Raw genomic sequence first — 13497 nt, 5'->3', positions numbered from 1 at the left:
TAAATACTAAAAATTATGAACAAGAACATTTTAAAATTAATAATGGTGTTTTTCGCAATAGTAGCGTTTAATGCTTGTAGTGAAGATGATGAAATTCAGTTCACTGCTCAGACACCTCCAGACCAAATTTCGTTTACCAACGACTTTTTGGGAGAATATTTATTGAGTGAACAAACCGCTCAAAATAATGCAGAACGCTTTACTTGGGAATCTCCAGATTTTGGAATCCCTACCCCAATAACTTATCAACTGGAAGGTTCAGCTGATTTTGAATTCACGGCTCCTGAACTTTTAGCTGAAACGTCAAACCTCCAAGCTTCTATTACAGTAGCACAGTTGTTAAGCCTAGCAGAAGCTGCTGGTTTAGATAATGATGAAGCGACAGAAAACCCAGATACTGGCGATTTATACTTTCGGGTTAGAGCTTTAATTGGTTCTGAAAATGCTGAAAACTCTCCTGAAACTCTTTCAGAAGTGACTACACTTACTGTGACTTTAATTGCTACAGGTGGACCAGAACCACTTCCCGTATTTCCTAATCTATATTTTGTAGGTAATGCGACAGCCGCAGATTGGAATAATGATAATAACAATTTTCCATTAGTAAGAGATCCCGAAAACGAAAATGTCTTTACTTATACAGGTAAATTTTTAGGTGGAGATACTAATGAATTTAAACTAATTGAAAACAGAGGGGCTTGGCAGCCACAGTGGGGTCTTCAAGATGGTTCATTTGAAACCAGTGAAGATCTTGGTGGAGATCCAGGACCTTTCCAAATTACTGATGGTGAAGGATACTATACCCTAGAAGTGGATACAGAAAATAAAACCTCTTCTTTGATAGCTTTTGATGAAGCAAGTTCGGAGGCTTATGCAAGTATTGGAATTATTGGATTTGGAACAACTGGAAGCGATCAGGGTTGGAATCAAGACATCAACATGACTCAATCTACTTTTGACCCTCATGTCTGGTACATCTCTGAAATTGAACTTTTTGATGGAGAAGTGAAGTTTAGAGCTGAAGACGATTGGGACGTCGCTAACTGGGGAAGCAATACAGAATTTTCTGGATTTGGTTCTTTAGGAGGTCCAAATATTCCTTCTAGTGCAGGAACTTACGAAGTTTGGTTTAATGACCTTACAGGAAATTACATGCTAATTTCGCTTCAATAGCACATCTATTACTCTAAAGGCTATCTCAATAGGATAGACTTTTTTATATTCTCATACTATGAAACAACTATTACAAATTACAGCCTTACTATGCTCTATCGTAGGATTCGCACAACAACAAGATGGGGTCTTTAGCGTCTCTCCACCTACCTTCGATCAGGATGAAGAGATTACGATTAGTGTCTCCAATGTAGACCCCTCAATATGGGGCGTTACAGAGGTTTACTTTTGGGCTTGGTACGAAAATTCAGCCGGACAGGAATCCGATTCACCAACCAACGGGGAGTGGATCAACTCCAATGAAGCTCAAAAAATGACAGCTAATGGTGATGGAACGTTTTCCTTCACCTTTACTCCTACTTTGCTTTATAACTCAAACGATATTGTAGAATTAGGCATGCTTGCCAAGGCTAAAGACGGGACAGGAGATAAAAAAACTCAGGACAATCGTATTCCTGTAGGGAGTTTTCAGGTCAGTTTGAACAGTCCAACCGAAACGACCACTCTAATCAACTCAGGTGATCAATTGTCAATTGAAGCTACGGCGAGTTTAAATGCAAATTTTGTATTGACTCAAAATGGGAATGTTATCGATACTCAGAATGGAATTACTTCTTATTCTAATAACTTAAGTGTTACTGAAGATTCAAACTTTGAACTCATAGCAACAGAACCTAATTCTGGTGAGGTATTTGAATTTCTATTTAATGCGGTGTTAACTCCAAATGTGACTATTGCTCCTGTTCCAACAGGGGCTCAAAACGGTATTAATTATGACAGTTCGAATCCAAATGAAATCACTTTAGTCTTGTTTGCTCCCGAAAAGGAATTTGTTCATCTTATTGGTAACTTCAACTCTAACAACTGGACTATTGATAACACCTATTTACTGAATTTTGATAATGGTACTAATCAACATTGGATTACCTTAAATAACTTCAGCGCTCCCAATGCCGATTTCTTATTTCAATACAGCATAGAAGCTGAATTGGTCGTAGCAGATCCTTATTCCAAAGTTGTTTTAGACCCGTTCAACGACCAGTTTCTTGAAAATTCTATATTTCCAAATATTCCAAGTTATCCACAAGGAGCTACTTCAGAATTGGTAAGCTGGGTAAAGTTGAATCAACCAGATTACAATTGGCAAATAGAGAATTTTACTCCACCAGCTCAAGAAGATTTGGTCATTTACGAAATGCTTATCAGAGATTTTGATGAAAACCATAGCTTTCAATCTGTCATTAATAGATTAGATTACCTGCAAGACTTAGGCATCAATGCCATCGAACTTATGCCTGTGAATGAGTTTGACGGAAATCTTAGTTGGGGATACAATCCAGCTTTACACATGGCTTTGGATAAATATTACGGTTCACCACAGGATTTTAAAGCTTTTGTAGACGCTTGTCATCAAAGAGGAATTGCTGTTTTATTGGATGTCGTTTTCAACCATGCGACTGGGCAACATCCTTATTATAGAATGTACAACGATTGTGGTGGCTGTTACAATGGCCAAGTGACTTCAGAGAATCCTATTTTTAATGAAAATGACCCTAATACGGCGTTTCAGTTTTTTAATGATATCAATCACGAATCACTAGCTACTCAAGACTATATGGATCAAATCAATAGATTTTGGTTAGAAGAGTACAATATCGATGGTTACAGATTCGACTTTACCAAGGGCTTTACCAACACTGTTGGTGATGGCGGTGGCTTCGATCAATCTAGAATTAATCTTTTAAATAGAATGTACGATGACATTAGAAGTTATAATGAAGACACTTATGTTATTTTAGAACATTTTGCTCCCAATTCTGAAGAAACTCAACTCATTAACCACAGAGCGACAGACAATGCTAGCGAATCTGGTATGATGGTCTGGGGAAACAGCAATTACAATTATAACCAATCCACGATGGGCTATGAAGACTCGAATTTCAGCAATGTTTCCTATCAAAATAGAGACTGGTCTACTCCATCCAACGTGAGTTATATGGAAAGTCATGATGAGGAAAGATTGATGTATAAAAATCTAGAATTTGGAAATGGTAATGGTGCTTATGACATCACAGAACTCAATACAGCTTTGGATAGACTAGAACTTGCAGGGGCCTTCTATTTTACCATTCCTGGGCCCAAAATGATCTGGCAATTTGGAGAATTGGGCTATGAATTTAGTATCAATTATTGTGAAGACGGAACTATAAATAATGACTGTAGAACTGGGCCTAAGCCAATACGTTGGGATTACCTCAACAATTCTGACAGAACAGACGTTTATGACGTTTGGTCTAAATTAATTGCTTTAAAACGAAATGAACCCATTTTCAAAACTGATAATTTTACTTTGGAAGTCGCTGACGACTTTGAGAAGAAAATTTACTTGGTAGATGATAATGCCACTGGTAGCGAACCTAAGTACGTCATTATTATTGGAAACTTTGGAGTGACTTCACTTACTACTCAAGCCTTTTTCCAAGAAGCTGGAACTTGGTATGATGTGGTAACTGAAACTAGTTTAGAAGTTAGCAATACGTCTATGAACCTTACTCTAGCTCCTGGTGAATTTAAGATCTATTTCAATAACCAGCCCTCTTTGAATACATATGAGGTTTCTGCCCTAAATTATACGGTATATCCAAATCCAGCAACCAATTACTTTTCAATTTCAAATGAAATTAATGCTGTTCAGGTTTATGATATAAATGGAAGGCTAATCAAAAACTATAAGGGTAGCTTCAATGCAAATCATAGATTTGGAATTAAAAATCTAAGCCCAGGATTATATTTTATAAAATATAGAAATCAACAAAACTCTGAGACCAAAAAATTGATAATCAACTAATTTTATATGTTTTAGCTTTAGCCAAAAAGACCTCGAGCATTCACTCGAGGTCTTTTTTATAGTAGGCTATAGCTCTATTACTTCACTACAGGAAGAACAATTTTTGAATCTCCATAAATAGTATGGGTATGCGTTTCAAAATCGTCCTCTGTAGCTTCAAAGATATTGTCTACATACTTCTGTGGATTTCTATCGATATAAGGAAACATCGTGCTCTGCACTTGTATGTGCAACTTGTGCCCTTTCTTAAACGTGTGATTAACATCTTGTATCTGGAAATCTACACTAGTTTTTTGATGAGGTACAAAAGGCTTAGGCTCCGAAAAGCTTTCTCTATAACGACCTCTAAAAACTTCACTTCTTACCATCATATGGTAATTACTCATCTTCAAGTGGTCTTGCATTTCTTCAGAATCTTCAGCATCGGCAGGATACACATCGATGATTTTTACAATCCAGTCTGAAGCTGTTCCCGTGGTAGCTACCTCAAGAGCTGCTAAAATTTCACCAGAAAGTTTCATGTCTTCTTCTAGCACTTCAGTTTCATAAACCATCACATCTGGACGACGAGCGGCAAAACGTTGGTCGTCTGTCATAAACTTTCTCGGTGTAAAAGTGACCTTAATATCTTCAGTAAAAGGGACCGGCTTATTTATATCACTCACAAATTTATTTTCAAAATCTGGATTGGCCTCCCTACTTAAGTTTTGATTGTCACCCAAGTAAAAGTCAGTAGCTATCGCATTTTCTGGAGGCCACATCTCGTATTCATCCCACTGCATTGCTCCAGTATCATACATAGTCGCTTCAGCAGCATCAAACTCCCCTTCCTCTTTTAGAAAATGATTAAAGAATTTGGTTTCATAATTGACCTGAAAGTTTTCAGACAAATCATCTCCAAAATACATATTGCCAACCGCTTGTCTCTCTTTGAGTCTAGCCCAGTCGCCATGACTCCAAGGTCCTAAAACAACAGCATTAAAATTATCGCTATTTTCTTCTAAGCTTTTATAGATTTCAAACGGACCATAAAGGTCTTCCGCATCAAACAGACCACCAACCGTCAAGACAGCGGGTTTTACATCCTTCATATACTGCACAAGACCGCGTTTTTGCCAAAACTCATCATAGTCTGGATGATCTTTTAATTGTTGCCAAAACACATTGTCTTCTCCGTAATACTTATCGAGATTAGACAAGGGACCAATATCCAAAAAGAATTGATACGCGTCCTTAGTACCAATATCTGGAATGGGGTACCAAGATTCTGTAGTTGGTCCCTCTTTATCATAACCAAACACTGCCGTAGCCACCCAATAGCTCAATAAATAAGCCCCATTATGATGAAAGTCATCAAAGTAAAAATCGCCAATCGGCGCTTGTGGCGAAGCTGCTTTTAAGGCAGGATGGTCAGAAAGTACAGACATGGCAGCATAGTGCCCAGGGTAAGAAATTCCCCAAGTCCCCACATTTCCATTAGTATTGTCAACATTCTTCACAAGCCAGTCGATCGTATCATAGGTATCTGAGGCCTCATCTGTTTCTCTGCGCTTTTTCTTTGGGATAAAGCCGCGCATATTATCATACTTACCTTCACTCATCCAGCGACCACGCACATCTTGGTACACGATAATATTTCCCTGTTCCATAAGGAATGTGTTGGGGCCTATTTGTTTTCTATACTGGTCTTCGCCATAAGGTCGAGAGCTATAAGGCGTCCGTTGCATCAAGATCGGATAAGATTTTGACGTGTCCTTTGGTGTGTAAATAGTGGTATGCAGTTTTAAACCATCCCGCATTTTGATATCTACTTCTTGCTTGTCGTAATTGGCTTTGACATCATATTGAGCCATCACACTAGATACAGAGCACAGCAAGAATAAGATGAAACCAAACTTTAAATGTTTCATATAGTTTTTAATTTAAATCTAGGACTTAAAAATGCAGCTTAAGTTTAAATTCACAAAAAAGTTAGTGTCACAACGTATTAATAAGAGCTTTAATTTCCGCAAGCGAGATTTTGGTTGCGTTAACTTAAACTTTTAACGATAACCAGCTTTAGTGAAAAAATTCACCTCAACATCCGTCTTGAATTATAGGGTACAATACCAAATTAAACCTATAATGTCACCATAAATCGTTTCCCTTTCGCCTGCTTTTTATTAAAAATAATTACCGTAGCTAAGGCTATGCTAATTATTTTTTATTTCAATCAATCAAAAAATAATTCAATCTATTTATAGGACATTTAAAATTTAATTTGATGTGGCTGAAGTCGCAATGACAATTTGCAAGTGTCATTCTTAAGGAGCCTTTTCAGCGACTGAAGAATCTCTCCCTATCGAAAAAATAAAAAATTCGTGTTGAAATAAAAAAGAATCCTCATCGACGTAAAAAACGTCTCTATCGGAATGACATTTTGCTACTGTCATTCTGAAGGCTAGAGATTAACCTAAAATACAAAGACTAGAAGATAACTTCTAGTCTTTTCTTTACATAAATTCAAAAGAAAATTTATTCCTCCATGCCTCTGTTTTTGACATATTTTTCTAGCCATTGATCTTGCTCCCATAACATATGCATGATACTTTCTTTCGCAGCATAGCCATGACTTTCTTTTGGTAACATAACCAATCTTGCAGGAGCCCCAAGCCCTTTTAAGGCGTTGAAATAGCGCTCACTTTGCATAGGATAGGTTCCTGAATTATTATCGGCTTGTCCATGAATAAGCAATAAGGGGGTTTTCATCTTGTGCGCATTCATAAAAGGAGACATGGTATTATAAACTTCTGGTGATTCCCAGTAATTGCGTTCTTCGGACTGGAAACCAAAAGGCGTTAACGTTCTGTTATAAGCTCCACTTCGAGCAATACCCGCCGCAAAAAGATCTGAATGTGACAATAAATTAGCGGTCATGAACGCCCCATAACTATGTCCTCCAACAGCTACTTTATTTCTGTCGATATAGCCTAGCTCATCCACAGCATCTATAGCTGCTTTGGCATTGGCGACCAATTGAGTTTTAAAGCTGTCATTAGGTTGCTCCTCCCCTTCTCCAATGATAGGAAAAGCCGCGTCGTCCAAAACGACATAACCTCTGTTAACCCAATAAATTGGGGAGCCATAGTATGGATAAGTAAATTCTTTGCGACTAGAGGTCACTTGAGAAGCACTATTTTTATCCTTATACTCCCGTGGATAAGCCCACATCAACATTGGCATTTTTTCTTTCTTCTCTTTATCATAGCCTACTGGAAGATACAAGGTAGCAGAAAGCTCAAGACCATCTTCACGCTTATAAGTAATAACTTCTTTATCTACATTTTGTATGGCTTTAAATGGATTTTCGAAATTTGAAATTTGCTCTAGACTTCCGGTTTTATAATTTCTAAAGTAGTAATTTGGAAATTCATTACTACTTTCTAATCTAATTAGAATCAAGCCTTTTTTAGCATTGATCATATTCACAAAAGACTCTAAATAGTCCGACTCTTTAACTTGAAAAAGGCGTTTACTGGTTTTAGATTTCAAATCATATTCATCCACAAAAGGAAATTTTCCTTTTTCGGAATACCCTTGTCCAGTTAGCGTTAGTCTTCCGTTCAAGATCTGCAAGACAGATTGATTGAATTTGTTTTTTGTGGTGACAAAACGCCCTGGATCATCGTAGGTATTTTGATAATTTCTTTCGTTAAAAAGGACAGCCTCCGCTTCTGAGTTGGAGGGATTAAAAATACTAGTTCTCACGGTTCTCGTGTTCCACCAGTATTCACTTAAAACAGCGGTAGTCTTATCTCCCCAAGTTATTCCAGAAAAACGCAATTTAGTTTTGGCTAAATCCTCTTTTTTAGCAGTAAAAGGTGCTTTTAATTGATACACTTCATCTCTAAACTCTACTTCCTTATCGGCATCTCCACCGTCTAAAGCTTCTACCCAAACTAGGGTTGCTGGTTGATCCTCTCTCCAAGACATATTTCTAGGGCCTGTTCTAGTAGACATAAATCCTTTAGGCATTTCTTCCATGAGGGGGATATCTGCAATAACGTGAGCTAAGTCACCATCTGCTGTATAAATTGTGTGTGAAGTTGGAAATCTACCATAAGTAACTATATAAGAAAATGGCTTTTTAATTTCTGAAACTATGACATACTTACCATCTGGAGAAATAGACATACTTCCATACATCGCCCCAGTTTTCCAAAGACTTTGGTTGCCTTCTAAATCTACTTTTTGAATTTCTGAAGTGGCCAAAACTTCAAAATTAAATTCATCAACTTTATTCTTTAAAAGATCCTGATAGGTTCTGTTTTGAGCCTCAACACCTGCTTCATTAACAGAAACCGTGGGTCCCGTGGGTACTTTATTATCCGCATCGATGAGATTTTGTCGCTTTTCTGGTAAAGTCTTAACCAAAATACCAGATTCGTCTGGCAACCATGTCAATGTAGTTCCCATATTTCCGTTAACCACCGCTGAGGTCAACCGACTAGCAGATTTGTTTTTATAATCGATGACCCATAATTCATTTCCTGTAGATAGAGTATTCGTAAATGCTATATAGTTGTAGTTTGGAGACCAATTGATATTTGAAATCTTAGGATTGACAGGTAAATTTTGAATCTCAAATTCTTTTTTCTTATTAGGATCAACTAATTTTAAATCCACATAAAAACGGGTGCGACTTGAGATATTTGTTTTAGGATTTATTCTTAAACCAGCCAATGTTAACTCATCTTCAGCTAGATCTTCAATAGTTTGATATTGATTCCTGTAAATAAGCAACGCCTTGCTCCCCTTGGGATTTATACTCATAGAGGGTGGCATAGGGGCATCTGCAAGTTCAAGTATGTTTTTGTGCGGTAGTTGGTAGTTTAAATCCAATTGACTAAAACCTATTAAAGGCAAAAGGGCATACAACAGTAATAATTTATTTTTCATAGTATGTGATAATAGTTGACTTTAAATTTATAAAAACTAGGAGTAACTTTCAAATATATTTTTTAAATCAAGTTTATTAAGTTTAACATTACATGTTTTATTAATATTAAGCAAATGAATATATTGTACTAAAAAAAAATGCTTAAAGTTTTACTTTCCTCATTATTATTATTTATAAATTTTACAGGAATTTCCCAGATTTTGGAAGATGATTTTGAAGGGAATTCGACCATATCTTCATGGTATGAAGACGAAGCTTTGATGGATATAAACTTTAGTAATCCATTTATAGATTCCTCCAATCCCTCTTCAACAGTATTGAGATATGAAGATGCAGAAGGACAATATGCGAATATTGGATTTGATAGTTCCTCTGCTATCCTTTTAGACCAGAATTCAACCTTTAGCTTGAAGATTTATGTTCCCTCCTCAGAACTAACAGGAAATCAAACCAATCAAATTTCTTTGAAACTTCAAAATAGAAATCAATCAACTCCATGGTCCACACAAAGTGAAATTATAAAAACAATAGAATTGGATCAATGGCAAACTGTAAGTTTCAGTTTTTCTCAAGATGAATTTATCAATTTGAACCCTGATTCTCCAGATCCATTAATGAGGACCGATTTCAATCGAGTGGTGCTTCAACTTAATGGAGAAAACAATACTGACCAAGTAATTGCCTTTATAGATAATTTTTATTTTGAAGGTAGAGATAGTGAAGATGAACCTGGAAATCCAAATGATCCTGTCTACGACGAATTAGTATGGTATGATGAGTTTGATTCAGACGGTGCCATAAATACAAATAAATGGTTCCATCAAACTAAATTACCTCAGGGTGACTCTTGGTTCAATGGAGAAATACAACATTATACAAATAGAATTGAAAACACGTTTGTTGGAAATGGCAACTTAAACTTGGTTGCTAAAAACGAAACTTTTACAGACCAAGGAGTGACTAAAGAATATACTTCTGCCCGACTCAACTCCAAATTTGCTTTTACCTACGGACGGGTTGAAGTGAGAGCAAAGTTACCTACAGGTGTTGGCACTTGGCCTGCTATCTGGCTACTCGGTCAAAATATCCAGGAAACTGGTGGATATTGGGATAACGAAGGCTTTGGAAACACTCCATGGCCTGCCTGCGGAGAAATAGATATTATGGAGCATTGGGGTGATGACCAGAATTATATCTCAAGTGCATTACACACCCCTTCTAGCTTTGGAAACACATCTAATGTTGGAGGTCAAATTATTCAAACGGCTTCAACAGCTTTTCATAATTACATTCTAGATTGGTATCCAAACCGCATGGTGTTTAGTGTAGATGGAAATGTGCATTATACTTATCAGCCTGATATACAAAACGACCAGACTTGGCCTTTTGATGAAGACCAATACATTTTATTAAACACGGCAATCCAATCCATTATAGATCCAACCTTTACGCAAAGTACTATGGAAATAGATTATGTAAGGATATACCAAGAAAGTAACTTAGGGATTAGTGAAGTGAACTCTGAAGTAAAACTAAATGCCTTTCCAAACCCTGCTCAAAATCAAACCACTATCCATTCTCCAAAGGAGGCTCTCGGACAAGAAGTCTTTATATATAATCTTCTAGGTCAACTTATTAATAATTTTGTTCTCCGCTCTCAAAGCACAACTATCGACACCTCAAATTGGTCGCCGGGGATATTCTTCTTACAAAGAAGAGGGCCTCAAACAACCGAGACCCATAAAATCATTAAAGAATAAGTTAGACATCTTATAAAAATGGTTGACTTATTTAATTTGTGGACGAGATTTGATTTTTTAAATGGCTATGACATTATAGCTTTTATAAAAAATTCTACATTAGAGGATGAATCTTAGTTAGAATAAGTCAGTAGTTCTGAAATTGTAGAATCAAAATCTATAAATTTTTGTGGACTATAAATTTCTATACTATGTTTCTATTCTCTTGGATTAAAACATGTATAAAATTGACTACTCTTCGCAGAGAATATCGCCACCTATTTAAGTCTAGACGAAACCCCTTTATCTAATGGTGAGCTATACACCATCTTAACCAACAAAAATGCTCAGGGTAAAAGAGCGAGTATAGTTGCTATCTTAAAGGGAACTAGAACCATTGATGTCATTAATATACTCCATAATACCAATTTAAACCTATAATGTCGCAATAAATCATTTCTTTTTCGCCTGCTTTTTATTAAAAATAATTACCGTAACTAAGGCTATGCTAATTATTTTTAATTTCAATTAGTCAAAAAATAATTCAATTTATTTATACGACATTATAAATTTAATTTGGTATAAGATCCCTCTAGAGAGACGAAAGGTAGTAGAAGAAGTTACAGTTGATATGGAGAATAGCATGAATTTAATTACTAAAAAATGTTTTTCTAAAACAGAACTAGTTACTGATCAATTTCATGTCCAAAAATAAGCCTCACAAAGCAGTACAAGAAAAGCGTATACGATTAAGGTGGAAGAATTAGAGCAGAAAAATAGAGATACACTAGAGGCCCTGGAGGAAGGAAATACATATAAGTATGAACTTCCGAGCAATGGAGATACGCAAAAACAACTACTCGCTAGAAGCAGATATTTATTATTCAAATCCAAAACAAAATGGACTCTAGGACAGAAAGAAAGAGCTGAGATCCTATTTATATTATACCCAAACATTGAAAAAGTATATAATTTAGCACAAGGATTAACCTATATTTTTGAAAACAATACACATGAAGATGTTGCCCGATTAAAGTTAGCGCATTGGTATACTAAAGTTAAAAAAAACTCAGTTCAATTCATTTAGTACAATTGCCAGATCTATCCAAATGCATTATTTGCCCATATTGAACTACTTTCTAAAGAAACTAAGTGCAATAGTTAGGAAAATAATTTCACCCCATGAACTTTCAGACCCATTTATTTAGCAGAGTGAAAGAAAAGTTCTAGATTATTTAAACTCAATTTGTTGTATCAAAAAAGAACAATATTCCTCGCTTTTTTTTGATACAACAACTATCATACATGGGTCACACCGATACTAAGTTGTCAGTGCGGAGAGTGAGTGATTCGAAGTTATCGCCAGCACTTTTGAGAAAAGAGTGATAAAGGAGACTACTTGTGTAACGAGATAAATTCCTACACTCTTTAAAAATGATATAATATATTTAATAAGTGGATTACTCTCCGCATCATCTCCAAGCTAGCTCTGGACAAATTTTGAGATATGGCAGATTGGTATTAGTGTTGCTGGAGTTCTGGTGGTTTTATTTACTGGAATCATGGCCGTATTGATAGGTCAAAAGCAAATCAAAATCAACAACCGACTTGTAGAATTGACAGAAATTGAAAAAGAGCCAATCCTTTACTTAACTGTAGATGATTTCAGAGGTTTTGATAAAGATATTCTGACAGGTTAGGTAGAAATAAGGGCAAAAAATCATAGTTCGGTACCAATAAGTATTACAGAATATACAGCTATAAACATGCATGATAGTTCTGAAGCTGTTGAGAAAACCAGTCTAACTGTTTTTCCAGGTACTAGTGTACCAATGGATGTATTTGTTGGTGGAGATAGACCAAAAGGAAATAGGGCTGTTGAGTTCAAATTTCGAGTTAAATACAGTAGATATTTGAGCGATATTAATAAATGTATTGAGGTTGTGTATGCTCTTCCTACAGGGAAAACCGCAGCGTTAGTGATTCCTTCAACTGATTGTAAGGTGTAGTTAGCTAACGCTCTAGAGGCTATAAAATCAGAATCTCAAAATAACTAAATTATCAAGTTTACCGTGGCCAATGTCCTACCACGAGACTGCCCACAAATACCAAAACCCAAACAAGGTGTAAGCTTCGTTTGGGTTTTGGTATTTGCAGATGCTAAGAGAAGAGATTCGAACTACATGAGTCGCAGCTCACTAATATCACCACATAATTGACACAGGAAAAAACTTCTCCGCAAGAAGCCCTCATATCCACTAAATGTCTTGGAAAACTTCCTCCAGTCGAAATTTGATATAATTGTGAGATTTTGGTTGAATGTGATTTTCTTCCAGTACAATGTAGTATTTCACCAGAAAAAGTCCTGCCTTAAACAATATCACCTCCAAGAGGATAAGTCAATCGTTTAGAGATTCAACCTTCAGAAGAAATACTGTAAACATCTGTATGCCGTTCATCTTCTGCGCTAAGCGAAATCTATTTACCATCATATGAAAAATGAGGCAGTGATTCATAGTCTTCATAAGTTATTGACCGTCTGACACTACCACCAGAAAGTTTAACTTTTCACAAATTGTTAGCAAAACCATTACTTTAACTGGATAACTCAGTCTGTAAAAGAAGCATTATCCTTCGTGCAAAAGTACTCACAACATAAAATGCAAATAATAGAAACGAGTATACCTTTTTTATAAGTTTTAATGATTTATAAAATTAGCCAGATCATAAAACAAAATGAGAGTATTTCAAATGATTAGTTATGAGTTAAGAAGAATAAATAATTAGAGGTCAGTAGT

At 36.0% G+C, this 13497-nt stretch carries 7 protein-coding genes and 1 pseudogene; 6 read left to right on the top strand and 2 right to left on the bottom strand.

The window, feature by feature from the left end; genetic code table 11:
* The first annotated feature begins 15 nt into the window (after positions 1–15).
* Together CXF67_RS13650 and CXF67_RS13645 are read left to right on the top strand one after the other, a co-directional pair.
* Complete coding sequence (locus CXF67_RS13650; protein ID WP_102089253.1) at positions 16–1173, top strand: SusE domain-containing protein; 1158 nt, start codon at positions 16–18, stop codon at positions 1171–1173.
* Positions 1174–1231: 58 nt separating this feature from the next.
* On the top strand, positions 1232–4021 hold the full coding sequence (locus tag CXF67_RS13645; RefSeq protein WP_102089252.1) for an alpha-amylase family glycosyl hydrolase: 2790 nt from the start codon (positions 1232–1234) through the stop codon (positions 4019–4021).
* A 77-nt stretch (positions 4022–4098) separates the two neighbouring features.
* On the opposite strand, the gene CXF67_RS13640 is transcribed toward CXF67_RS13645, so the two are convergent.
* On the bottom strand, positions 4099–5931 hold the full coding sequence (locus CXF67_RS13640) for a CocE/NonD family hydrolase (protein ID WP_102089251.1): 1833 nt from the start codon (positions 5929–5931) through the stop codon (positions 4099–4101).
* 604 nt (positions 5932–6535) lie between these two features.
* Positions 6536–8959, bottom strand: coding sequence for an alpha/beta hydrolase family protein (locus CXF67_RS13635; RefSeq protein ID WP_102089250.1), 2424 nt, complete (start codon positions 8957–8959; stop codon positions 6536–6538).
* Between the two features lie 138 nt (positions 8960–9097).
* Between CXF67_RS13635 and CXF67_RS13630 the strand changes: the two genes are divergently transcribed.
* The 4 genes and pseudogenes from CXF67_RS13630 to CXF67_RS13610 all read left to right on the top strand — a co-directional run bounded on the left by CXF67_RS13630 (position 9098) and on the right by CXF67_RS13610 (position 12708).
* Positions 9098–10720, top strand: a complete 1623-nt coding sequence (locus CXF67_RS13630) for a family 16 glycosylhydrolase (protein ID WP_102089249.1) — start codon at positions 9098–9100, stop codon at positions 10718–10720.
* 610 nt (positions 10721–11330) lie between these two features.
* Positions 11331–11786, top strand: a pseudogene (locus CXF67_RS13615) (transposase).
* Positions 11787–12261: 475 nt separating this feature from the next.
* Positions 12262–12399 (top strand): hypothetical protein, encoded by a 138-nt coding sequence (locus CXF67_RS18295; RefSeq protein ID WP_180957966.1) that lies wholly within the window; start codon positions 12262–12264, stop codon positions 12397–12399.
* A 66-nt stretch (positions 12400–12465) separates the two neighbouring features.
* Positions 12466–12708, top strand: a complete 243-nt coding sequence (locus CXF67_RS13610) for a hypothetical protein (RefSeq protein ID WP_102089247.1) — start codon at positions 12466–12468, stop codon at positions 12706–12708.
* The last annotated feature ends 789 nt before the right edge of the window (positions 12709–13497 follow it).

Source organism: Psychroflexus sp. MES1-P1E, from assembly GCF_002836055.1.
GTDB lineage: Bacteria > Bacteroidota > Bacteroidia > Flavobacteriales > Flavobacteriaceae > Psychroflexus.
The sequence above is the reverse complement of the archived record's forward strand: the minus strand, read 5'-3'. Positions and strand labels throughout refer to the sequence as shown.